The 21,203-nt window shown below is 65.1% G+C and carries 23 protein-coding genes; 6 read left to right on the top strand and 17 right to left on the bottom strand.

The features are described from left to right. Positions 1-110: 110 nt before the first annotated feature. Positions 111-1,340 carry a benzoate/H(+) symporter BenE family transporter gene (locus CKCBHOJB_RS07745; protein ID WP_281051398.1) on the top strand — a complete coding sequence of 410 codons (1,230 nt, stop codon included), beginning with the start codon at positions 111-113 and terminating at the stop codon, positions 1,338-1,340. Positions 1,341-1,394: 54 nt separating this feature from the next. On the opposite strand, the gene CKCBHOJB_RS07740 is transcribed toward CKCBHOJB_RS07745, so the two are convergent. The 6 genes from CKCBHOJB_RS07740 to CKCBHOJB_RS07715 form a co-directional block, all read right to left on the bottom strand. Next, complete coding sequence (locus CKCBHOJB_RS07740; protein ID WP_281051397.1) at positions 1,395-1,964, bottom strand: antibiotic biosynthesis monooxygenase; 570 nt, start codon at positions 1,962-1,964, stop codon at positions 1,395-1,397. 228 nt (positions 1,965-2,192) lie between these two features. Next, the gene (locus CKCBHOJB_RS07735; protein WP_281051653.1) at positions 2,193-3,119 is read right to left on the bottom strand and encodes a transporter; all 927 of its coding nucleotides are present in this window, start codon (positions 3,117-3,119) and stop codon (positions 2,193-2,195) included. Positions 3,120-3,220: 101 nt separating this feature from the next. Next, positions 3,221-3,412, bottom strand: a complete 192-nt coding sequence (locus CKCBHOJB_RS07730) for a 2-hydroxymuconate tautomerase (RefSeq protein ID WP_281051396.1) — start codon at positions 3,410-3,412, stop codon at positions 3,221-3,223. A 123-nt stretch (positions 3,413-3,535) separates the two neighbouring features. Then, entirely contained in the window at positions 3,536-4,567 is a 1,032-nt protein-coding gene (gene dmpG / locus CKCBHOJB_RS07725; RefSeq protein WP_281051395.1) for a 4-hydroxy-2-oxovalerate aldolase, read from the bottom strand. 26 nt (positions 4,568-4,593) lie between these two features. Continuing rightward, positions 4,594-5,517: an acetaldehyde dehydrogenase (acetylating) gene (locus CKCBHOJB_RS07720; protein ID WP_281051394.1), complete on the bottom strand. Its 924-nt coding sequence runs from the start codon at positions 5,515-5,517 to the stop codon at positions 4,594-4,596. 125 nt (positions 5,518-5,642) lie between these two features. Then, the gene (locus CKCBHOJB_RS07715; protein ID WP_281051393.1) at positions 5,643-6,080 is read right to left on the bottom strand and encodes a heme-binding protein; all 438 of its coding nucleotides are present in this window, start codon (positions 6,078-6,080) and stop codon (positions 5,643-5,645) included. Between the two features lie 161 nt (positions 6,081-6,241). Here CKCBHOJB_RS07715 and CKCBHOJB_RS07710 point away from each other — a divergent pair, with 161 nt between their 5' ends. Beyond that, entirely contained in the window at positions 6,242-6,970 is a 729-nt protein-coding gene (locus CKCBHOJB_RS07710) for an FCD domain-containing protein (RefSeq protein ID WP_281051392.1), read from the top strand. A 67-nt stretch (positions 6,971-7,037) separates the two neighbouring features. Here CKCBHOJB_RS07710 and CKCBHOJB_RS07705 read toward each other — a convergent pair whose 3' ends face one another. The 7 genes from CKCBHOJB_RS07705 to CKCBHOJB_RS07675 form a co-directional block, all read right to left on the bottom strand. Continuing rightward, positions 7,038-7,967, bottom strand: coding sequence for a catechol 2,3-dioxygenase (locus CKCBHOJB_RS07705; protein WP_281051391.1), 930 nt, complete (start codon positions 7,965-7,967; stop codon positions 7,038-7,040). A gap of 135 nt (positions 7,968-8,102) precedes the next feature. Beyond that, positions 8,103-9,158 carry a phenol 2-monooxygenase domain-containing protein gene (locus tag CKCBHOJB_RS07700; RefSeq protein ID WP_281051390.1) on the bottom strand — a complete coding sequence of 352 codons (1,056 nt, stop codon included), beginning with the start codon at positions 9,156-9,158 and terminating at the stop codon, positions 8,103-8,105. 78 nt (positions 9,159-9,236) lie between these two features. Beyond that, positions 9,237-9,596 carry a phenol hydroxylase subunit P4 gene (locus CKCBHOJB_RS07695; RefSeq protein ID WP_281051389.1) on the bottom strand — a complete coding sequence of 120 codons (360 nt, stop codon included), beginning with the start codon at positions 9,594-9,596 and terminating at the stop codon, positions 9,237-9,239. A gap of 62 nt (positions 9,597-9,658) precedes the next feature. Next, a complete protein-coding gene (locus CKCBHOJB_RS07690; protein WP_281051388.1) occupies positions 9,659-11,212 on the bottom strand; it encodes an aromatic/alkene/methane monooxygenase hydroxylase/oxygenase subunit alpha in 1,554 nt (517 codons plus the stop codon). A gap of 20 nt (positions 11,213-11,232) precedes the next feature. Next, complete coding sequence (locus tag CKCBHOJB_RS07685) at positions 11,233-11,502, bottom strand: MmoB/DmpM family protein (RefSeq protein ID WP_281051387.1); 270 nt, start codon at positions 11,500-11,502, stop codon at positions 11,233-11,235. Between the two features lie 12 nt (positions 11,503-11,514). Further along, positions 11,515-12,510: an aromatic/alkene monooxygenase hydroxylase subunit beta gene (locus CKCBHOJB_RS07680; protein ID WP_281051386.1), complete on the bottom strand. Its 996-nt coding sequence runs from the start codon at positions 12,508-12,510 to the stop codon at positions 11,515-11,517. Positions 12,511-12,542: 32 nt separating this feature from the next. Beyond that, entirely contained in the window at positions 12,543-12,809 is a 267-nt protein-coding gene (locus CKCBHOJB_RS07675) for a phenol hydroxylase subunit (protein ID WP_281051385.1), read from the bottom strand. Positions 12,810-13,431: 622 nt separating this feature from the next. Here CKCBHOJB_RS07675 and CKCBHOJB_RS07670 point away from each other — a divergent pair. Both CKCBHOJB_RS07670 and codA read left to right on the top strand, forming a co-directional pair. After that, a complete protein-coding gene (locus CKCBHOJB_RS07670; RefSeq protein ID WP_281051384.1) occupies positions 13,432-15,099 on the top strand; it encodes a sigma-54-dependent Fis family transcriptional regulator in 1,668 nt (555 codons plus the stop codon). A gap of 40 nt (positions 15,100-15,139) precedes the next feature. Further along, positions 15,140-16,399, top strand: a complete 1,260-nt coding sequence (gene codA / locus CKCBHOJB_RS07665; RefSeq protein WP_281051383.1) for a cytosine deaminase — start codon at positions 15,140-15,142, stop codon at positions 16,397-16,399. 140 nt (positions 16,400-16,539) lie between these two features. On the opposite strand, the gene CKCBHOJB_RS07660 is transcribed toward codA, so the two are convergent. After that, positions 16,540-18,534, bottom strand: coding sequence for an NUDIX domain-containing protein (locus CKCBHOJB_RS07660; RefSeq protein WP_281051382.1), 1,995 nt, complete (start codon positions 18,532-18,534; stop codon positions 16,540-16,542). Between the two features lie 122 nt (positions 18,535-18,656). Between CKCBHOJB_RS07660 and CKCBHOJB_RS07655 the strand changes: the two genes are divergently transcribed. Further along, positions 18,657-19,628 (top strand): YafY family protein, encoded by a 972-nt coding sequence (locus CKCBHOJB_RS07655; protein ID WP_281051381.1) that lies wholly within the window; start codon positions 18,657-18,659, stop codon positions 19,626-19,628. Between the two features lie 84 nt (positions 19,629-19,712). Here the strand turns inward: CKCBHOJB_RS07655 and CKCBHOJB_RS07650 are convergent, their stop codons facing one another. The 3 genes from CKCBHOJB_RS07650 to CKCBHOJB_RS17975 all read right to left on the bottom strand — a co-directional run bounded on the left by CKCBHOJB_RS07650 (position 19,713) and on the right by CKCBHOJB_RS17975 (position 21,010). Further along, positions 19,713-20,510 (bottom strand): ASCH domain-containing protein, encoded by a 798-nt coding sequence (locus CKCBHOJB_RS07650; protein WP_281051380.1) that lies wholly within the window; start codon positions 20,508-20,510, stop codon positions 19,713-19,715. Positions 20,511-20,571: 61 nt separating this feature from the next. Further along, the gene (locus CKCBHOJB_RS07645; protein ID WP_281051379.1) at positions 20,572-20,859 is read right to left on the bottom strand and encodes a hypothetical protein; all 288 of its coding nucleotides are present in this window, start codon (positions 20,857-20,859) and stop codon (positions 20,572-20,574) included. Positions 20,860-20,908: 49 nt separating this feature from the next. Beyond that, entirely contained in the window at positions 20,909-21,010 is a 102-nt protein-coding gene (locus tag CKCBHOJB_RS17975) for a hypothetical protein (RefSeq protein ID WP_348634867.1), read from the bottom strand. Here CKCBHOJB_RS17975 and CKCBHOJB_RS07640 point away from each other — a divergent pair. Next, positions 20,985-21,203: a hypothetical protein gene (locus CKCBHOJB_RS07640; protein WP_281051378.1), complete on the top strand. Its 219-nt coding sequence runs from the start codon at positions 20,985-20,987 to the stop codon at positions 21,201-21,203. The genes CKCBHOJB_RS17975 and CKCBHOJB_RS07640 overlap by 26 nt on opposite strands.

Raw genomic sequence — 21,203 nt, 5'->3', positions numbered from 1 at the left:
AGGTTTTCGCCCCCGAACCGACGAGAACGCAGAAACCGCAGCGATGACTGCGGATGCCGTGGCACGGACTGCGCCCGGCCAGATTCTTTCCCCACGTTCCACCTTTCCCGATGATCGCCCACCTAGAACGCCCCCCCGCGTCGGCGCCCGGCTGGCGCCGCGTGCTTGCCGACATCGGCCCCGGTTATCTCGCCAACGGCCTGATCGGTTTCATCTTCTCCGCCACCGGCCCGGTCGCGATCATCCTCGCGGTGGGTTCGCGCGGCGGCCTGTCGCAGGCGGAACTGGCGTCCTGGGTGTTCGGCGTGTTCTTCGTGAACGGCCTGCTGACCCTGGCGATGAGCTGGCGCTACCGCATGCCGCTCGGCTTCGCATGGACCATTCCGGGCACCGTGCTGGTGGGCCCTGCGCTGCAGCACCTGAGCTTCGCCGAGGTCATCGGCGCCTTCTACGCCACCAGCGTCCTGGTGCTGCTGATGGGCCTGAGCGGCTGGGTCAAGCGCTTCATGCAGGCCCTGCCGATGCCGATCGTGATGGGCATGGTGGCGGGCGTGTTCCTGCGCTTCGGGCTCGACTTGGTGCGCGCGCTGCACGCCGACGTGGCCATCGCCGGGCCGATGGTGCTTGCCTTCCTGCTGCTGTCGGCCTCCCCCGCCATGGGGCGACGCCTCCCCCCGGTGATCGGCGCGCTGCTCGCCGGCGCGCTGGCGATCGCGGTGCTCGGGCGCATCGACGCCGGCACCCTGGGCAGCTTCGCCTTCGCCCAGCCGCTGGTGCAGGCCCCGGTGTGGTCGGTGGCGGCGCTGGTGGAACTGGTGGTGCCGCTGGCGATCACCGTGCTGGTGGTGCAGAACGGCCAGGGCGTAGCGGTGCTGAAGGCGGCCGGGCACGAGCCGCCGGTGAACACCATCGCTGCGGTATGCGGTATCGGCGCCGCCTTCAGCGCGGCGGTGGGCGCGGTGAGCACCTGCCTGACCGGCCCGACCAATGCATTGCTGACCTCCTCGGGCGAGCGCGAACGCCACTACATCGGCGCCCTGTGCTTCGGCACCTTCGGCGTGCTGTTCGGCCTGATGGCGCCCACCTTCACCGGCCTGATGCTGGCCGCCCCGCCCGAGTTCATCATGGTGCTGGGCGGACTGGCGATGCTGCGCGTGCTGCAGGGCGCCTTCCTGTCGTCCTTCGGCGGCAGGTTCTCGCTCGGCGCGCTGATCAGCATGCTGGTCACCGTGGCCGACATCAGCCTGCTCAACATCGGCGCGGCATTCTGGGGCCTGCTGGCCGGCTTCCTGGTGTCCTGGCTGATGGAAAAGGGCGACTTCGTCGCTGCCGCGAAGTGATCTCGACGTCGCAGACCCCGCCACGCGGGGCGCTGCGACGCGTATCGCGGCAACTCAGTGCTTGTGGCCCGGGTTCAGGAAACCGCGCAGCAAGCGCGTCAGGCGCGGCATCACCACCCAGGTCATCGTGATCACGATCAGCGCGGTCAGCAGCGCCGTGCGCGGCAGGAAGGGGATGGGCTGCAGCCAGGGCGCGACGAACCACAGGAAGAAGGACACCGTCGGGAAGATCCCCAGCCAGGTCACCAGCGCCATCCGCGCGCGCGGCGGATGCATGCTGGCAGGCACCACCGCCGGCTCGAACCAGGCCTCGAGCCCGCTCAGCTTGCGGAACTCGGGCTCGCCTTCGGCCACTTCCTTCATGCGCTCGAGCAGTTCGAGGCGGTCCTCGCTCATGTCCCAGGCCTGCAGCTCGGCCTCGGAGGCGAAGCGCACCACCAGCTGATACTCCTCACCCGGCGTCTCGGGCGGAATCATGTCGCCGCCCTGGAAGCCCTTGTGCTTGCGCATGCTGGCGAGCATCTCGCGCAGCATGACTTCGTACTCGGCCTCGCGCCCGGGGCGCGCGCGGCGGCGGGCGATGCGGGTGATGCGGGCGGGGCTTGATGCGGTGGGTGCATTCATCGGTGGGTCTCCTGTGGGAACACGTCGACGAAGCCAAGTTGAGCTCCATCACGCATGACCGACACTCTAACCTAAAAATCTCGAGATTTTTATCAATTATTTGCAGCGCCGGGTTCGCTGCGTTTATCCGGAAACGCATGCCTGCCCGGAAAAACGAAGACCCCGGCCGCCTGATGCGTCGAACCGGGGTCCCGAGCATGGCCTGAGTACGCCTGACGGCGCCAAGCCTTACAGCGGCATGATCAGCTTGAGGATGAACTTGTCGCCTTCGAAGCGGTTCTCGGCCTTGGTCTCGTGGTTCCACTGGGCGGTGAAGTGCACGCCCGACTTGGTCGTATAGCTGACCGTCGGGCCGACCGCGAACACCTGACCCTTGCGCCCCTCGGACCAGAAGCCGTCGAAAGCTTCGACGGTCCGACCGTCGATCTCGTCGTCCGTCGTCTGCTTCAGGTAGTAGCCGGACAGGCCGACACCCCAGGGGCCGAAGCGCTTGCCGACGAGATAGTCGAAGTGGAACTCGTCACCGGACTGGTAATCCATCTTGGGCCCGCCAGGGACCTGCCGAAAATCGCTGTTCTCGGTCTTGATGTTGTACATGAACTTGGCCGAGACCTCCCAGCCGGTGTCGCCCATGTAGGTGAAGGCGAACAGCGGCTCGAAGCTCCAGTAGTTGGCGCCGATGCTCTGCCGCGCATCGCCTTCCTTGTAGCGCCCGGTCGGCAGGTTGACGTCGAGACCGATCGCCCAGTGCCAGTTCTTCTGATGCCAGGAGACGATGAAGGGGTTGACGGTGATGTCACCGAGGCCATTGACCGACTTCGCGCCGCCCAGATCGACCTTCTGGTGCACCACCGGCACGATCACGTGCCAGCCCCAGTTGCCGCCGAGGATCTTGTGCTCAGTGGTCTGCACGAAGCGGAAGGCGTTGAACCAGGCGTCGACCTCGCCGGCCGGAGCCTTCTTGCCATTGCCATCGACGAGGTCGCCCCCGTAATAGCCGAAATAGTTGATGAAGTAGTTGCCCGGGGGCGGCACGGCGCCGCCCAGCCAGGTCTCGGCGCCGTTGGGGTACTGGTCGCCGCCTTCCTTGGCCTGCGCGCTGCCGATGCTCAGTGCTGCAAGCGCGACCGCGCCTGCGAGTTTGCGAATTTCCAAGCTCATGACTCCTCCTCGTTGATCGTGTTTTGAAGCGGCTGCTGTTCTTCCGTCGGCGGCCTCTGGCGGGCCGCTCGATACGACTGTCGACCGCAGGCGCCTCAGCGCCCCAGGTCCTTGGCCGGCACGCCGCCGATGCCCCAGTTGGTACTCGGCACCTCGCGGATGACGACCCGCACGGTCTGGACCGGCGCGCCCACGGCCTCGACCAGCGCCTGGGTGACCTTCTCGATCACGGCGCGCTTCTGGTCTTCGGTACGGCCCTCGATCATGGTGATTTCTGCCAGCGGCATGTTCTGCTCCTCCCTGTCATCGATAAGTTGGCGCCCTGCCCGATCGCACGACGCCGCTGTGTTGTTCACGGCCCAGATGTGCCACGCCCCCGCGGCATCGGCCAGCGGGGGCGCGGATCACAATCAGGCGGCCAGCCCCTTCGCGCGGGCCAGATTGAGCGCCGTATCCTCGATCATGTCTTCCTGGCCGCCGACCATGCCGCGGCGGCCCATCTCGACCAGGATCTCGCGCGCGGGCACGCCGTACTTCTTCTCGGCACGCTTGGCGAACAGCAGGAAGGAGCCATACACGCCGGCGTAGCCCAGCGTGAGCGCGTCGCGGTCGATGCGGATCGGGAAGTCCATGATCGGCACGACCAGGTCTTCGGCCACGTCCTGGATCTTGAACACATCCACGCCGGTCTCGATGCCCATCAGGTCGCACACCGCGATGAAGACTTCCAGCGGCGTGTTGCCCGCGCCGGCGCCGAGGCCCGCGGCCGCCGCGTCGATGCGGGTGGCACCGACTTCGAGCGCGGCGAGGCTGTTGGCCACGCCCATCGCCAGGTTGTGGTGGCCGTGGAAGCCGAGCTCGGTCTCGGGTTTCAGGGCCTCGCGCACCGCCGCCAGGCGCGCCTTGACGGTGTCGGGCAGCAGGTGGCCGGCCGAGTCGGTGACGTAGATGCAGTTGGCGCCGTAGCTCTCCATCAGCCTGGCCTGCTTGACCAGGCCTTCGGGGCTGTTCATGTGCGCCATCATCAGGAAGCCCACGGTGTCCATGCCGAGCTTGCGCGCCATGCCGATGTGCTGCTCGGAGACGTCCGCCTCGGTGCAGTGGGTGGCCACACGGATGGTGGACACGCCCAGCTCGTGCGCCATCTTCAGGTGATCGACGGTGCCGATGCCCGGCAGCAGCAGCGCCGAGACCTTGGCCTGCTTCATCAGCGGGATCACGGTGCCGAGGTATTCCTCGTCGCTGTGCGCCGGGAAGCCGTAGTTCACCGAGCTGCCGCCCAGCCCGTCGCCGTGGGTGACCTCGATCAGCGGCACGCCCGCCTCGTCCAGGCCGCAGGCGATGGTCTTCATCTGCTCGAGCGTCATCAGGTGGCGCTTGGGGTGCATGCCGTCCCGCAGGGTCATGTCGTGGACGGTGATCTTCTTGCCGCGAAGTTCCATGTTCATCTCCTTCGTCTGGTCGCCGCTCAGGCCACCATCGTGGCGCGGTTGGATTCGAGTTTCAGGCGCCCGGCGAGGATCTCCTCGGCGAACATCTCGGCGGTGCGCGCACCGGCCGCGGTCATGATGTCGAGGTTGCCGGCGTACTTGGGCAGGTAATCGCCCAGGCCTTCGACTTCCAGGAAGACCGAGACGCGGTTGCCGTCGAACACGGGACCGTTCACGAGCCGATAGCCGGGCACGTACTTCTGCACTTCCTTGATCATGGCGTGGATCGATTCGGTGATCGCCGCCTGGTCGGGCTCGGTCTCGGTGAGGCAGTGCACCGTGTCGCGCATGATCAGCGGGGGCTCGGCCGGGTTGAGGATGATGATGGCCTTGCCCTTCTTCGCACCGCCCACCTTCTCGACCGCGCCGGCGGTGGTGCGGGTGAATTCGTCGATGTTCTTGCGCGTGCCCGGGCCGGCACTCTTGGAGGACACGGTGGCGACGATCTCGCCGTAGGCCACCGGCTGCACGCGCGAGACCGCAGCGACCATCGGGATCGTGGCCTGGCCGCCGCAGGTGACCATGTTGACGTTCATCTCGCCCTTGCCGACGTGCTCGACGAGGTTCACCGGCGGCACGCAGAAGGGGCCGATGGCCGCGGGGGTGAGGTCGATCATCAGCACGCCCAGTTCATTGAGCTTGCGGCTGTTCTCGGCATGGACGTAGGCCGAGGTGGCATCGAAGGCGATCTGCACGCCGTCGGCCTTGACATGCGGCAGCAGGCCGTCGACGCCCTCGGCGGTGGTCTTGAGGCCCAGCTCGCGGGCACGCGCCAGGCCTTCCGAGCTGGCGTCGATGCCGACCATCCACACCGGCTCGAGCACCGGGCTACGCTTCAACTTGTACAGCAGGTCGGTGCCGATGTTGCCGGGGCCGATCAGCGCGCATTTGATCTTGTTCATGCCTGACTTCCTTCCTTTGGTCTTGAATCATTCCGGTGAATGCAGGTCGCGCGGCGGTCCGGGGAGAGGGAGAGGGGCGGACCGCCGCACGACTGCAATCGACAGGTTTCAGCTGTGCGAGGGGCTCAGCCCTCGACGTCATCGGCTCCGATCGCGAGCAGGCCTGCTCGCGCACAGATGCCGTCCTGTTCTTCAGAGGCGCCCGAGACGCCGATGCCACCCACGAGCTCGCCACCGACGCGGATCGGCAGGCCGCCACCGAACACGATCAGGCGCGGCTGGGCCGAAAACCCCAGCTTCATGCCCTCGTTGCCGGCGCACACATCCATCCACTTGCCGGTCGGAAAGCCGAAGCCACCCGCGGTGTAAGCCTTGTCGATCGCGATCGAGATCGACTGCGGGAACGCGCCGGGCATGCGCAGGAAGGCGACCAGGTTGCCGGCCGCATCGGCCACCGCCACGTTGATGCGGACGCCCAGGGACTCGGCCTGCCTGACCGCTGCCTCGACGGCGGCGTGGGCGGCTTCCCAGGCGACGGTGGATTGGGGCACGGCAACTTTCATGTCACGAACTCCTGTAATACGGCGCCGCTAGCGGCAACAAGACGAAGGTAAATCAGCTCTTTATCGACGTCAATACGTTTTCTCGAGATTTTTATCTAAAGCGTTTTATTCGCCGCTCAGCTAGAATTCCTCATCACCACCAAAGTTATCCGCACGCCATCATGAGCGAAACCGTCCTTGCCCCGCCCCGCGAAACCGTCGAGCCCAAGACGCTCGTGGAGGGCGCCTATCAGCGCCTGCGCCGCGACATCATCGAGGGCGTTCACCCGCCCGGCGAGAAGCTGCGCGTGGAGCACCTCAAGGACCAGTACGACGTCGGCGCCGGCACCCTGCGCGAGGCGCTGCTGCTGCTGGTCACCGATGCGCTCGTCGTCGCGCAGGGCCAGCGCGGGTTTCGCGTCGCCCCGATCTCGATCGAGGACTTCGAGGACATCACCCGCACCCGCATCCTGCTCGAGACCGAAGCCCTGCGGCAGTCGATCGCCCTCGGCGGCGAGGACTGGGAAGCCGGCATCGTCGCCGCCTTCCACCGCCTGTCGCGCGCCGAACAGAAGCTCGGCGACCAGGAGGATTACGCCCACACCGCTGCGGAAGACTGGGAGAAACGCAACCGCGCCTTCCACGATGCGCTGATCGCCGCCAGTCCGTCGCGCTGGATCCGTCACTTCCAGAACATCCTGTACCAGCAGTCCGAGCGCTACCGTCGCATCAGCCTGTTCCGCCGGCCGATCCCGCGCGACGTTCATGCCGAGCACGAGGCCCTGTTCGACGCGACCATGGCCCGCGACGCCGATCGCGCCACCGCTATCCTCGCCGAACACATCCTGCGCACGCTCGAATCGGTCCGCCACATGCCGACGGACTTCTTCGCCGCCCAGGCCAGGCGCTGACCGCGCGCCCGGGCCTTTCCGGGCAGCCACCGTCGCGGCCGGGATGCGGCCGCGACGGGTCAGCCACTCAGGACACCACGCTCAGGAAGCGCTCGTTGAGCTTGCGGTCGTGGTAGAAGATGCCGGCGCCGACCTCGTCCCAGGTCCACTTGACCGCCTTGTAATCCGGATAGGTGTCGTAGCCGCCGCAGAAGGTCTCGAAGCGGTTGCCCGACGGATCGAAGGCGTAGATGGTCGTGCCGCGGGTGATGCCGTGGCGGGTGGGGCCGATGTCGATCGAGATGCGGTTCATCGACATGATGTCGGCCGCACGCAGCACCTTTTCCCAGCTGTCGAGCTTGAACGAGATGTGGTGCAGCTTGCCCGGCTCGGGATGGCGCACGAAGGCGATGTCGTGGGCCTTGGTGGAGCACGACAGCCAGATCGCCAGGTCGGTCTTGCCGTCTTCCATGACTACGTGCTCGACGAGGTAGAAGCCGAGCACCTTCTCGAAGATCTCCTGCACCTTCTCGATGTCCGGGCCGTACAGCAGGCAGTGGTCCATGCGCGTCGGCGCGATGCCGCGCTCGGCGTCCGGGACCCAGGGATCCGGGTTGACGTAGGACTGCCCGTTGCCGACGTCGGTCTTCTCGGCGTAGAGCTCGATCAGGTGGCCCGAGGGCACTTCGAAACGCACGCGCTCGCCGGTCTCGAGCATCTCGCCGGCGGGGATGCGCTCGGTCTTGACGCCGAAGGCCTGCAGGTCGCCGTCCAGTTTGTCGAGCGTGGCCTTGTCGGCCACCTTGAACGCGAAGAAATCGACGCCCGCGGTGTCCGCCTGGCGGATCAGCACGCTGTTGTGCTCGCGCTCGTCCCAGGCCTTGAAATAGACCCGGCCCTGGCCGTCACGGCCGGTCTCGACCAGACCCAGAACGTTCTTGTAGAAGTTGATGCCCTCTTCGAGGTCAAGGACACGCATCGAGATGTGTCCCGGACGCAGTACGCCAGTCATAGCCATGTGAATGCTCCTCCTGCAGAACCCGGTCGGTATCTTCCGGTTCGGGTAGGTTGGAAAAATGAAACGGTAAAGCGATCGAACTCTATCGGGATCCCGGCCCTTCAATGCCGCAATCTCGAGATTTGTTGATATAAGTCAAATTCTCTTGAACAGCGGACTGCGGACCTGCTGGACATCGGCCGCGGAGAAGAACTTCTCCATGTAGATGTCGCGCTCGAAGAGGCGCCCCTGCATGAGCGTGGTGATGCAGGCATCGATCATCAGCGGCGGGCCGCACAGGTAGGCCTTGTGGCCGCGGAAATCGCCGTTGAAGTGCGCCGCTGCCGCGTCATGCACGTAGCCGCGGAACCCCGTCCAGCCCGAATCCGCCGGCTCGTCGGACAGCGCCGGCACATAGGTGAAGTTGGGGTAACGCTCGGCCAGCGCCAGGAACTCGTCGTGGTAGTACAGCTCGCCACGGTGGCGCTGGCCGTACACCAGGGTCATCGGCCGCGTGTCTCCCGCCTCGAGCAGGTCGAGGATCATCGAGCGCGGACTCGACAGCCCCGAGCCACCGGCCATGAACAGCAGGGCCTCGGGCGCCGACTTGCGCACGAAGAAGCGGCCGTAGGGACCGGACAGGCGCACGCGCTCGCCGACCTCGAGCTGCTCGTGGATCCAGGTGGTGCCGCGCCCGCCGGGGACGATGCGGATGTTGAGTTCCACTTCGCGCCCGGTCGAGGGCGGATTGGCCAGCGAGAAGGCCCGGCTGTACTCGCCGCCCTCGAGGAAGAAATTGACGTACTGCCCGGCCTGGAAGTGCATCGGCTCGTCGGTCTCGATGAAGACCGCCTTGATCGTCGGCGTCAGCGCCTCGATGCGGGTCACGGTGCCGGGGAAGTCGCGCACCGGAATCGACTCGGCATCGGGCTCCTCCTCGATCTCGGCCTCGATCGTCACGTCCGACTCCAGCCGCGCACAGCACGCCAGGGTCTTGCCCTCGTCGCGCTCGAAATCCATCAGCGCGAAGCTCGAGGCCTCGCCGTGATCCACCTCGCCGTCCACCACCTGCACCTTGCAGGTCGCACACAGGCCGTGGCAGCAGGCGTGGGGCAGCCACACCCCGGCGCGCAGGGCGGCATCGAGGATGGTCTGGCCGTCCTCGACCTCGATGGTCTGGCCGATCGGTTCAATCGTCAGTTCATAAGTCATGATGCGTTTCCGTTCTGTCCGTTGTCCGTCGTGCGGAGGTGGCGGGCCGCAGGCGCGGACCGCCACCCTTGCACTGGATCAGCTGCACGAGCCCTTGATGCCGTCGAGGCCGGGGGTGCGGAAGCGGATCACGTCCTTGTGCTTCAGTCCGTTCTCGGCCAGCGACTTGTCGAAGTCGGGCGCGAAGGGCTTGCCCGACTTGAACCACTCGGCCTTCGCCCAGTCGATCTGCGCGAAGTCGGGGTGGTAGCCGAAGGCGGCCTGCATCGGCCCGGCGACCACGTCGCCGAAGCGCATCGTCGGCGGGAACGGGAAGGCGAAGGGCGCGCAGAACAGCAGATGATCTTCCCAGCCGATGTAGAGCAGTCGAGCGCCGTGGAACTTGTCCTGGGTGTCGGCGGGGGCGAATTCGTACTTGGAAATGGCGGCTACAGCCATGTCGTGTCTCCTGGTGTCTTGTCGTCGGCCGCGGGCCGGGGCCGGCCCGCGGCACCGCTGGCTCAGATGTTCTTCGTCGCCTGGCCGCGCCATTCGGCGAAGTTCTTCTTGTCCTCGGAAATGTCGAAGTCGAGGTTGTCGCGACCGTGCTCGAGGTTGTAGTACTTCAGCACGGCGGCCAGCGGGTCGAAGCCCTCCACCGTCGGGTCGGTGCCCTCGGGGAAGCAGTTGCCCTGGTAGATCTGGTGCACCGGCAGCCAGGCCTGGACGTACTTCTCCGGCTCGTGCTCGAAGATCTCTTTGCAGTGATCCGAGCAGAAGTGGTACTTGTCGCCCTTGTAGTCGACCTCGCGGTAGCAGATCTTGGTCGGATCGCCCGGCTCGGTGAACAGCATCGGGATCTGGCAGGTCTGGCACAGCATGGGCAGCGTCTTGTTGTAGAAGCGGTTGCCCTTGGCGGCCTGCTCGCGCCAGAACTCGTAGCGCGGACGGTAGTGCTTGTCGAAGCTCTCGGGGTACTTGCTCGACAGCCACGCCATCTCGTCCTCGTCCGGCATCCAGGTGTGGAAGTTGGCGGCGGCGGCGTAGTTGTAGAAGGTGCTCCAGGCCTGGTGCGACAGGTGGTCCTTCTCGAGGGCGATCTGCTCGGCGCACTTGGGCATGGTGATGCCGTAGCGGGCGAGGTCCTTGAACAGCGCACCGCCGTTCTCCTCGAAGTACACCTCCCAGGCCTCCTTCCAGCTCATCGTGCGCTTGGGCAGCATGTAGTCCATCATCATCGCCACCAGGGTCAGCACGCGATAGCCGCGCCAGGTCCACTTGTCGATCCAGCGCTGCACGATCGGCACGTTGGCCGGGTCCTGCTCGAGGATGAACTTGATCACCTCCAGGCCCAGCGTCATGTGGCGGGCCTCGTCGGACTGCGCCGAGAAGCCGAAGGTCATCGTGCCCATGTCGCCGTTGTAGGCCGCGCCCGAGACGAAGGGCACGAACAGCAGGTTGGTCAGCACGTACTCGAACGAGAAGCCGATCGAGACCATGAACTCGAAGGGGCCGGCGGTGATGGCGTCGTCGAAGAAGGACTTCGGCACCGACAGGAACCACACGCGGTCGTGCATGTGGTGGAAGTCGTGCATGCCGTTGTAGTACTTGTTGTAGTTCGAGATCGCGTGCACCTGGGTCTGGGCATGGCGGATCTCGTCGAGCGACTGCATCAGGCAGGCGACGCGCGGGCCCGGGCCGGGGAAGGCACGGCCGGCGTGGGCGAAGCCGCGGTGGGCGACGTACTCGAGCGGGCTGATGCCGCTGATGAAGAGCTTGACCGTGTTGACGTAGCGCGCGTCGGTGACGTTGAGGTGGCCGTTGTTCTGGTTGAAGGCGTCGATGATCGCGTACAGCTTGCGCTCCTTCTCGGCCTGGTATTTCCAGTAGGCGTCCATGGTCAGGCGGAAGGGATCCTCCCACTTGTCCCAGTCGTGGATCTTGATCCCTTCGTAGGCGATGTACGGATAGATGTCCTCCATCTTCTGGTAGGACGGGGTCCAGTCCAGGCCACGGGTCATCACCGCATAGCGCTCTTTGAGGCCGAGCTTCTTCTTGGCTACTTGCATGTCCATTGTGTTGTCTCCTCGGGGTCTCAGGATTTCCAGAACAGGGTGATTTCGTCGTCGGTCTGATCGAGGTTGCCCGACATCGTGATCATGTTGACCTGCAGCTCCTGCAGGTCGTAGTCGCGGCCGATGAGCTCCTCGATGGTTTCGCGGCGGACGACCAGGCGGCCGTCGGCGTTGATCTTCACCATCGCGGGCTGCTCATCCACCACCGCCGAAGGGTTGTCCTGCAGGATCGCCTCGATGATCGGGCGGGTGTCTTCGTTGGTCTGCAACGCAAGGAATACGGTCGACATGTGGAAGCCTCCTCAGATGGCGACGCCGGCCTTGGCCATGCGCGCGTTGAATTGCTGGACGACTTCGGCCATCACCTCGTCGGTACGATCACCCAGGGCGATGCGCGCCACCGGGAGCAGGGCCGCGGCCGAACGATCGCGCCACTGGCTCAGCCAGCCGGCCATGACCTCCTTGTTCTCGGCCGATTCGGCGGCCGCGATCTTGACCGTGGCGTCGACCCACTTCCTGGTCTCGGCGAACCAGTCGGTCATGAACTGGGTGAGCATCGCCACCGCGGTGCCGCCCTTCGACGACAGCACGTCGTCGATGATGGTTTCATACACCAGCGGATAGAGCAGGCCATCGAGGGCGACGTTCTGCGCCACGAAGAGCTCGACCGGATCCTTGATCACGAAGGAATCCTCGACGTAGCGGCGCAGGCCCTGCCAGGTGTCGTCTTCCATCCACGCGCGCTTGGCCTCGTCCAGCGACTCGACGTCACCGAGCAGCAGGCCGACACGGGTGAGGTACTGGGCGATGCCGAGCTGGTCCATCGCCTGGTAGATGTGCGGCTGCGAGAAGCCGGTGCCGTAGCTGTAGGCACAGACGCTGGCGTTGTTCATGTTCGAACCCCAGGCCACGTGACGCAGCGGCAGCAGCAGCTGGAGCACGGTGTCGCGCACCGACTCCGGCAGCGTCGCCGCCAGGCCGCGGTTCTCGACGAAGTCGAAGTTGGCCTCAGCGGTGTCCTGCTGCTTGGCGCGCGCCAGGGTGTAGGCCCCGTAGTAGAACTGGCGCGGATCCTTGAACGCGTACCAGTCGGCCATCTTGATCGCGGTGCGCGAGGCGTCGTAGATGTCGTGCTCGGGATCCCAGGTCGGCCGGTAGTGGAAGTTCGCCGTCTGCTGCATGTCCAGCGTGCCTTCCTGGTAGCGGGACGCAGGCTTGTCCGCCCCGATGCGGCGGGCGATGTTGTCGAAGGTGTGCCGCAAGGGCTTGATGGTGACGGTGCGCAGATCGATCTGCATGGACGCTCCTCCTCTTGGTTATGTGGTCACGCTCAGCGGAAGCGCTGGTGCGTGGCTTGATGCAGGTTCCAGTTGAAGTCCTCGGCGCCTTCCTCCACCGGCCCCTCCTCCCGGGGTCCGAGGAAAGTGACGTCGTTGACCTGACAAAACGACTCGTAGGCCGCCGCCGGAAGCAGCATCTCGGCGTAGAGCTCGGGGTCGCCGATGGCGAACTCGAACTCCACGAATCCGTCGGGCCTGCGCTCGGTCAGGCGCACGAACTTTCGACTGAGGTCGATCGCAGGCGCTGCATGCTTCATGTCCTACCCTCCTTCGGTTTGATCAACACGGTCTAGCCGTCGAGGAGCTAATAACAAATTCCGTGCCAATCTCGCAGAACGGCCTTCACCTCCAGTATTTCCGCGCGGTCTCGAGATTTGACCCGGGACGGGATGGCATCCGCCACTTCACCAAATGATCAACCGATGCATTCTGATGATCATTTGATTCATTCCATTTATTGCCCTGCAGCAAACGGCCGCCGAATGTGGAACGGGCCGGGGATCTACATCCTCCGGCCCGTTTCATGCCCGGTCGGACCGAGCGCTCAGCGCCCGGGATCGTGCTCTGCGCGCAGCACGTTGTCGCTGTCGGCGCATGCGATCCGCTCGCCGCTGTCCTCGATCGTCACCGCAAATTTCTGTCCCATCCGTACACGCTCCTCCATCGATATGGTTGTCCTCGATCAGCATTTGATGCGCCTTGCCGACGATTTCCTGGATTCAGTACAAGAATTGTGCCAATCGTTTATTTTTCTCGAGATTTTCTCTATGATCGCCCTGCCCCACCCCCCAAAAGCGCAGCCTGCTCGGCTAAGCTTGGCGCTCGAGCTGGGAAACGACCCGCCGCAGAGCGGACGCGAAATGAATCTGGAGGAGCCCCTTGCCCACAATTCAATACCCGGAGAGCGCGGACCTGCGCAGCCTGCTGCGCTTTGCCGCCGAGGACGGGCACATCTGGCTGGGAGAGCACCGCATGCTGCTCCTGCACGCCGGCGCCATGTCCGAGCTGCGCAAGGAACTGATCGCCTCCGTCGGCCAGCAGCAGGCCCGTCGCATCCTCACCCGCATGGGCTTCGCCTCCGGCATGCGCGACGCCGAGCTGGCGCGCAAGACCCGTCGCGCATCCGATCCGGCCGATGCCTTCGTGGTCGGCCCGCAGCTGCACATGCTGGAGGGCTGCGCACGGGTCGAGCCGGTGCGCCTCGAATTCGGCGGACCGGGCAACGGCTTCTATGGCGAGTTCCTGTGGCACAACGCCTGGGAGGCCGAGGCGCATGTGCAGGCCTTCGGCGAAGTTGACCACCCGGTGTGCTGGATGATGATCGGCTACGCCTCGGGCTACACCAGCGCCTTCATGGGACGCTTCATCCTGTTCAAGGAAGTCGAATGCGCCGCGATGGGCCGCGACCACTGCCGCATCGTCGGCAGGCCGGCCGAGGACTGGCCCGACGCGGCCGAGCTCACGCCGTACTTCGAGGCCGACTCCATCGTCGGCCGTCTGCTCGAACTGCGCGACGAGATCGAGGCCATGCGCCACACGATCGCCAGCCCGCGGCGGACGCCCGACCTCATCGGCAACTCCGCCGCCTTCCTCCACGCCTACGACCTGATCGGCCGCGCCGCGGCGACCAACGTCTCGGTCCTGCTGCTCGGCGAGACCGGCGTCGGCAAGGAGCGCTTCGCGCGCACGCTGCACGAGACGAGCGCACGCAAGGACGCCCCCTTCGTCGCCGTCAACTGCGCGGCGCTGCCCGACGAGCTGATCGAATCCGAGCTCTTCGGCGTCGAACGCGGCGCCTTCACCGGCGCGCATGCGTCGCGGGCGGGCAAGTTCGAGCGCGCTCACGGCGGTACGCTTTTCCTCGACGAAGTCGGCGAGCTGCCGCTGCCGGCGCAGGCGAAACTGCTGCGCGTGCTGCAGGAAGGCGAGATCGAGCGCCTCGGCGACGAACGCACGCGCAAGGTCAATGTCCGCCTCGTCGCCGCCACCAACGTCGACCTGCAGAAGGCCGTCAATGCCAGCACCTTCCGGCGCGACCTGTTCTACCGCCTCAACGTGTATCCGGTGACGATTCCGCCGCTGCGCGAGCGCACCGGCGACATCCCCGCCCTCGTCGACGCCATGGTCCGCCGCTTCGAGACCCTGCACGGCAAGCGCATCGCGGGCATCAGCGACAAGGCCATGCACGCGCTCAAGCTCCATCCCTGGCCGGGCAACGTGCGCGAGCTGGAGAACGTGCTCGAGCGCGGCGTGATCCTTGCGCCGCAGAACGGCCTGATCGAAGTCGAGCACCTGTTCATGGGCGCCCTCGTCGAGCCGGCCCAGGAGCATGCACTCAGCGCCGACGGGGAACTGAAGGAGGCGCACAAGCCCGCACAGGACCTGGCGTCCGCGGTGCTGGCCTCGGGCGTCTCGCTCGAGGACTTCGAGCAGCGCCTGCTGAATCGTGCGGTGGAACAGGCGAACGGCAACCTCGCCGCCGCCGCCCGCCTTCTCGGCATGACCCGGCCGCAGCTCACCTACCGGATCAAGAAGCAGGCAGGATAAGCCGCATCACTCACCATCGACGCGAGCGCGAGGAACCTGAATGGACCACATCGTCAATGCTCGCCTGCGGGGACGCGACGGACTCTTCACGGTGCGCTGGGCCGACGACGCCTTCAGCGCGATCGAACCCCAGGCCGCTCTCGTCCCGCCGCCCCTGCCAGACAGCGAGGCGCTCGACGCCCACGGCAAGCTGCTCATCCCTCCGCTGGTCGAGCCGCACATTCACCTCGACGCCGCCCTCACGGCCGGCGAGCCACACTGGAACCTGAGCGGCACCCTGTTCGAAGGCATCGAACACTGGACCGAACGCAAGGCACTGGTCACCCGGGACGACACCAAGTCGCGTGCGCATCGCACCATTCGCATGCTGGCCGCGCACGGCATCCAGCACGTACGCACCCATGTCGACGTCACCGAGCCCGGCCTCGGCACGCTCCAGGCCATGCTGGAAGTGCGCGACGAGGCGCGCGCGCTGGTGGACCTGCAGATCGTCGCCTTCCCGCAGGAGGGGATCGAGTCCTTCGCCAACGGGCGCGCACTGATGACGGAGGCGGTGGCGATGGGCGCGGACGTGGTGGGCGGCATTCCGCACTTCGAGAACACGCGCGACCAGGGCGTGTCGTCCCTGCACTTCCTGATGGATCTGGCCGAACGCCACGACCGCCTCGTCGATGTGCACTGCGACGAAACCGACGACCCCCAGTCCCGCTTTCTCGAGGTTCTGGCCGAGATCACCCGGGTGAAGGGCTTGGGTCCGCGCGTCACCGCCAGCCACACCACGGCCATGGGCTCGTACGACAACGCCTACTGCTCCAAGCTCTTCCGGGTGCTCAAGCAGGCCGCGCTGAGCTTCGTAAGCTGCCCGACCGAAAGCATCCACCTGCAGGGGCGCTTCGACACCTACCCCAAACGCCGCGGCCTGACGCGCGTGCCGGAGCTCGACCGCGCCGGCCTGAACGTGTGCTTCGCACAGGACTCGATCGTCGACCCCTGGTATCCGCTCGGCAACGGCAACATCCTGCGCGTGCTCGACGCCGGACTCCACATCTGCCACATGCTCGGCTACGAGGACCTCCAGCACGCGCTGGACTTCGTCACCGATCACAGCGCGAGGGCAATGAGTCTCGGCGAGGGCTACGGCATCGAGGTCGGACGCCCGGCCAACCTGGTGCTGCTGTCGGCCGAGAGCGACTACGAGGTGTTGCGCACGCAGGCGCATGCGGAGCTCTCGATCCGCCATGGCCGGGTCGTCATGCGCAGGAGCACGAGCGAGGTGACGTGGGAGCAGGATGGCGCCTGAGCGGCGCCCCGTCGTCCTCCACAGAAAGCGGCGGGGAAAAAGAAGAAGCTCTTTTCCCCCGGGGGCTTACCTTCTACCGGCGAAGACGGATAGCTTCGAATCCTCGATGCGCGTTTTTGCCCGCATGCTCCCTTGCATCATCAGTTGCCAACAAGCACGTTCAACACATTGCCCCACTGCCCCCAATCGACCGCGAGGCCTTTTTTCTCGCGGGTCTTCAACGCCTTGAAGACCCGATCGCAAAACTCGGGATGCACCGTCACGGCGCGTAGCTGCGTCCATGGGTATGCATCGAGCTGCTTGAGGGCGCTGCGCCACGTTTCCGCCCAGGGGCGTTCGGGCGAATCGGGCATATCCTCGTCGTCGAGCAACGCCGCTTCATTGGTTTCTGCTCGGAACTGCCAGCCGCCGGCCGACTGAATGCCGTACAGCGTCAGCGAACCGCCTTCGGACCCCACCTCGACGATGACCTCCTTGCCCTGCGTTCCGGTGGCAACCGGTACCCAATCGAAGTCGCTCAAGGTCTTTGCACCAGACAACACCGTATTGGTGCCCAGCAGGACCGTCACCACGAACTGGTGGAGCGCGTTGAGTTGAACCAGCGCATCCTTCTCCCAGTTGGCGGCAGGGTCCTGCAGGAAGGCGTGCAGCATTGCCAACAGCTTGCCAAGCAAGGCATACATGCCATCGCTGATGATCTCGGCCAGGTCATCACCCTCGTCGCTGCCGGTCAGGTACTTCTTGATGTAGCGGCCCATCTGCTCGGTGCTGTGCCATCCCGGCATGCGGGTGTAGCCGGCATCATCATCCGTGAGTGCTGAGACGACCTTTCCCACCACGTGGACAAAGTCGTCCTCCGTCGCCTCATCGGCGATGGCGCGAATGGCGACATCGAACACTTCCTTGACCAGTGCAGTCACGACCTCCGGCGACCCGAGATATTTCGGCTGCATTGCCAGGGTCATCGCCTTGACGAACCCATCCACCTCAGGCTCATCCAAGGGCTCGAGCAGGTAGTACCGGATCATCTCCTCCAGTGCTTTCACGTCTTCATCGTCATCGGTGTTGTTGTACTCCCTCGGCTCCCGGTTCACGACCACGTCGGTCACATAGGCGCCGCCCTTGTGATCGAAGGCAAATCCCACGTCGTAGATCAGGATGCCGGTCCAGCTCCGGTGCATGCGCAGCCGGTCGCCGGTGAAGTAGAGGAACCACTTCTCCTCCATGACCGTAGGGAAGAATCCGCGCCGGATCCTCGCCATTTCGTCCGGGTCGAACCACAGTTTCGGGTAGAGCACGGTGTGGCGTTCGGGCATGGCCTTGAGGTCCTTCCAGTCTTCCGGCTGGACGTTCGGGTGCTCCTTGCAGGCGATCATCCCGGCCGCCTGCTCAGCCGCGTCCAGAATGGCCAGGTCCCGATCTCGACCGTCGACGTTCGGTGACTCACGAATCAGATCTCGCGCCTCGTCGAACCTCACCCAACGCAAACCAGCCGTCTGCCAGTTCGGCTTCGCCGGGGGATGCCTGGCATCCATCACGTAGTAGCAGGTGCTCGAGGACGAACCCTTGAACACGCCAGGAATGCCGATGCGGATTTCGGCCTCGTAGCCGGCCTTCTCGCGCACTGCGCGAATGGCGGCATCGCGCGCCGACTCGCCAGGCCTGGCTTCGGTCTTGGCAAAGGTCCACGCATATCCACCGTGGTGCTTGGTCGGCTCGCGCAACAGGACTCTCTGCCCGCCACTGACGACCACGCCGCCATAGCTGTCCGCCGTGGGCTCATTCTCAGAAAAGCTCGGGTCTGTCTGGAGTCGGTACAAGAGCTCCCAGACCTGGTGATACAGGCTGGCGCGCTTCGTCCCCTGCTTTTTGGCGACCTCCGACTTGAAATTGCCGTAGTCCAGCTTGTCGGCCATCCGGGCCATCGCGGCAGACACCTCGGCGCGGGGTGCGATCGCCCGGAAGCGGTAGTCGGTATCGTGACCTTCCTGGATCGGCCCGAGGCCGGGAAGGTAGCGTTGCTTGAGGGCGGCCAGGTCGTTGCGCACCCGGGAACGCACGGTCAGGGTGCCATTCCGCTTGTCGCCAGGCTTCTGGACGATACTGAAAAAACCAATCGGCGTGATGAGCCACATGATACGCCTCCATTGACGTAAGCTTACTTTCTTCATGCATCCAGGCTCATCTTGCCCGACGCGAGGCTAAGGCATTGCGCCCGCTTGGCATGCCCCGCTTCTTTACCCTTACCCCATGCGCCATGAACCGAAGCGAACGCTTCTACAAGATCGATCAGTTGCTATCCGCCCGGAAGGTGGTCACCCGACAGGCTTTGCTCGATGAACTGGAGATCTCCTGGGCGACCCTGAAGCGTGATCTCGCCTTCCTGAAGGACCGCTTCAACGCGCCGATCATCTACGACCGGGACGTCGGTGGCTATCGCTTCGCGGAGCCGAGCGTGGGCCCGAGTTACGAACTGCCCGGCTTGTGGTTCAGCGCCGACGAGACCTACGCGCTACTGACCATGCACCGACTGCTGTCGGACCTGGAACCGCGCCTGCTCGCTCCGCACGTTGCCCCGCTTCTCTCCCGGCTGGAGCACATCCTCGGTCAGCAGTGCCAGCGCTTCGAAGCGATCGCTCAGCGGATCCACCTCGCGCGAATCGGCAACCGAATCAAGGATGCCGAGCACTTCAGCGAGCTCTCGCGGGCGCTCCTGCAGCGGCGGCAAGTTCGCATCACCCACTATTCGCGCGAGCGCGACGAGCGGACGACAAGGATCGTCTCGCCGCAACGCCTCACCTTCTACCGCAACAACTGGTACCTGGAGGTCTGGTGCCATCGACGCGAGGCGCTGCGCCGGTTTTCGGTCGACGCGATCGAGTCGGTGGACACACTGGAAGACCGAACAATGGAGATGCCGCCAGAGGCCCTCGACGCTGCCTTTTCAAGCAGCTACGGCATCTATGGCGGACCTATGCTTCATCGCGCCGAACTACGTTTCTCACCTACGGCGGCACGCTGGGTGGCGCGCGAGGAGTGGCATCCCGACCAGGTCGGTGCATTCGATCCGGAAGGCCGCTACCGGCTCACCATCCCCTATGCCGACCCGACCGAGCTCGTCATGGACATCCTGCGCCATGGCCACCACGTCGAGGTACTCGCACCCGATGCCTTGCGGGCACGGGTACGTGACGAGATCACGCTGATGGCGCGGCACTACAGCGCATAAGGCGGACATCACCGGGCGGATTCACGTTGGCACTTGGCGCCGTGGCGATCGCCGGAAAGGCGCGCAGGAATGCCCGCGAAGGAATCAGACGGCCCCGGCACGCCTCACCAGAAACTCGCGTTCGCCAACCCGCATGAAGCGGACCGTGTCACCCGCACGGGAACCCGATCGCTCGAAAAAATCGCGGACCTGGGCACGTGCCCGCAGAATCATCTTGTCCCCAGCGACGTCGCACTCGATCGATGGCCCCGGCTCGAAGGTCACGCGGATCGCCTTGCCCAACTCGCTCTTGTTCGGCCCGCCGATGCAGTCACTGGGCAACAAGGACTCGGCGGTGCGCAAGTAGAAGTGGTTGTTTCGCAGGTTCCCTTCGGTCAGGCGAATGTCCACCCAGGGCCCCTCGGCCATATCCTGCGCTCTCATGCGGTCGCCCACCGCTCGAGCCTGCTGGGCCAAAGGCGCCTCCTTGATCGATACGGGCGACATCGAATCCGCCCGCCCGTGTTCCTCCTGAAACGTGGGCAGATCAACCCAGGTCACCGCGCCGCTCGGATGCCTGTATGGAATGGGATGCGCGAGGCACCGCACATCGCGCAGAACCCACGGCGTCGTCCACCGATTGGCGAACGCGTCCTCGATCCCCGAAACGGGTATCGCGTGGAATGCCTGCGTCGCGCGCAACTGCTCGAGGTCGAGGGGCGGCAGGCATTCGACGAGCTCCGCCGTGCCGTGGATGAGACCGGATCCCGCCTTGATCAGTGCAATGCGGCCTCGAATGCTGGTTGCCCTCGTACGCATCTCCCAGGTTTTCTTACCCGCCAGAATGTGGTCGATCCAGGGGGAACGGATGACGAGCCCTTTCATGATCTGTTTGCTTTCCATTGAAGAATGTTGGACAAGAAAGCCACGCCAAGGCAGCAAGCCAGGCGCGCCGTCGAAGAATTCACGCTGTAACGCCACCGAAGCTGCCATAGGGACCGAGTTCATCGGAGGCCAGCCACATCGCAAAACGCTGGCCCCAACCGCCGTTGTCCCAGTAGCACCGGCCCAAGTCCTTGAGCGCCTGCGCTGGATGCCGATCGTTGATCAGCGCATCGGCCACCGCGACCGTGCACACGGTGTCCTCGGTATAGAACGCGTTCGGGTGAAAGAAGGGTTCGAAGACCTTCGAGCGGTGGTTACGGAACTCGTAGACCGAACCGACGATGTCTCCGATGATGGCGCGGAGCATCTGTTGCTCCCTTCTGGGTGTGGTGCGGCGACAGTACCGCGCACCAGGCTCAGGGGGTGAGCCCCTCGCCCACATTCCGCTCCTCGAGAAAGCGCTCGACGAAGTACGTCGCGATGGCGTAACCGATGCCCCGGCTGCCCGAGTGCAGCATCACCCAGACTTGGTCGTACTCGTCGGCTGACCTCGATGAAGTGGTTGCCGCCTCCGAGCGTGCCCATCTGGTTCGCCCATTTGGAGAATTTGCCGAAGGCCTTGAGCAGTTGCGGGTGGCGCTCGGTCAGAGCCTTGAGGCCGGGCTCGAACGGGCATGGGGTCGTTCCTCGCAATTCCTTGTCGATGCGTGA

This window comes from Thauera sp. GDN1, assembly GCF_029223545.1.
Classification (GTDB): Bacteria; Pseudomonadota; Gammaproteobacteria; order Burkholderiales; family Rhodocyclaceae; genus Thauera.
Note: the sequence above shows the minus strand (reverse complement) of the source record. Positions and strands in the feature narration are given on the sequence as shown.

What these genes read in the sequence shown, in the direction of transcription:
- CKCBHOJB_RS07640 (WP_281051378.1), top strand. Translation starts at nt 20,985, where the DNA reads ATGCCCCGGCTGCCCGAGTGCAGCATCACCCAGACTTGGTCGTACTCG.
- CKCBHOJB_RS17975 (WP_348634867.1), bottom strand. Translation starts at nt 21,010, where the DNA reads ATGCTGCACTCGGGCAGCCGGGGCATCGGTTACGCCATCGCGACGTAC.
- CKCBHOJB_RS07660 (WP_281051382.1), bottom strand. Translation starts at nt 18,534, where the DNA reads ATGTGGCTCATCACGCCGATTGGTTTTTTCAGTATCGTCCAGAAGCCT.
- CKCBHOJB_RS07645 (WP_281051379.1), bottom strand. Translation starts at nt 20,859, where the DNA reads ATGCTCCGCGCCATCATCGGAGACATCGTCGGTTCGGTCTACGAGTTC.
- CKCBHOJB_RS07740 (WP_281051397.1), bottom strand. Translation starts at nt 1,964, where the DNA reads ATGAATGCACCCACCGCATCAAGCCCCGCCCGCATCACCCGCATCGCC.
- CKCBHOJB_RS07715 (WP_281051393.1), bottom strand. Translation starts at nt 6,080, where the DNA reads ATGAAAGTTGCCGTGCCCCAATCCACCGTCGCCTGGGAAGCCGCCCAC.
- codA (WP_281051383.1), top strand. Translation starts at nt 15,140, where the DNA reads ATGGACCACATCGTCAATGCTCGCCTGCGGGGACGCGACGGACTCTTC.
- CKCBHOJB_RS07655 (WP_281051381.1), top strand. Translation starts at nt 18,657, where the DNA reads ATGAACCGAAGCGAACGCTTCTACAAGATCGATCAGTTGCTATCCGCC.
- CKCBHOJB_RS07720 (WP_281051394.1), bottom strand. Translation starts at nt 5,517, where the DNA reads ATGAACAAGATCAAATGCGCGCTGATCGGCCCCGGCAACATCGGCACC.
- CKCBHOJB_RS07675 (WP_281051385.1), bottom strand. Translation starts at nt 12,809, where the DNA reads ATGAAGCATGCAGCGCCTGCGATCGACCTCAGTCGAAAGTTCGTGCGC.
- CKCBHOJB_RS07680 (WP_281051386.1), bottom strand. Translation starts at nt 12,510, where the DNA reads ATGCAGATCGATCTGCGCACCGTCACCATCAAGCCCTTGCGGCACACC.
- CKCBHOJB_RS07685 (WP_281051387.1), bottom strand. Translation starts at nt 11,502, where the DNA reads ATGTCGACCGTATTCCTTGCGTTGCAGACCAACGAAGACACCCGCCCG.
- CKCBHOJB_RS07690 (WP_281051388.1), bottom strand. Translation starts at nt 11,212, where the DNA reads ATGGACATGCAAGTAGCCAAGAAGAAGCTCGGCCTCAAAGAGCGCTAT.
- CKCBHOJB_RS07705 (WP_281051391.1), bottom strand. Translation starts at nt 7,967, where the DNA reads ATGGCTATGACTGGCGTACTGCGTCCGGGACACATCTCGATGCGTGTC.
- CKCBHOJB_RS07730 (WP_281051396.1), bottom strand. Translation starts at nt 3,412, where the DNA reads ATGCCGCTGGCAGAAATCACCATGATCGAGGGCCGTACCGAAGACCAG.
- CKCBHOJB_RS07700 (WP_281051390.1), bottom strand. Translation starts at nt 9,158, where the DNA reads ATGACTTATGAACTGACGATTGAACCGATCGGCCAGACCATCGAGGTC.
- CKCBHOJB_RS07710 (WP_281051392.1), top strand. Translation starts at nt 6,242, where the DNA reads ATGAGCGAAACCGTCCTTGCCCCGCCCCGCGAAACCGTCGAGCCCAAG.
- CKCBHOJB_RS07745 (WP_281051398.1), top strand. Translation starts at nt 111, where the DNA reads ATGATCGCCCACCTAGAACGCCCCCCCGCGTCGGCGCCCGGCTGGCGC.
- CKCBHOJB_RS07650 (WP_281051380.1), bottom strand. Translation starts at nt 20,510, where the DNA reads ATGGAAAGCAAACAGATCATGAAAGGGCTCGTCATCCGTTCCCCCTGG.
- dmpG (WP_281051395.1), bottom strand. Translation starts at nt 4,567, where the DNA reads ATGGAACTTCGCGGCAAGAAGATCACCGTCCACGACATGACCCTGCGG.
- CKCBHOJB_RS07695 (WP_281051389.1), bottom strand. Translation starts at nt 9,596, where the DNA reads ATGGCTGTAGCCGCCATTTCCAAGTACGAATTCGCCCCCGCCGACACC.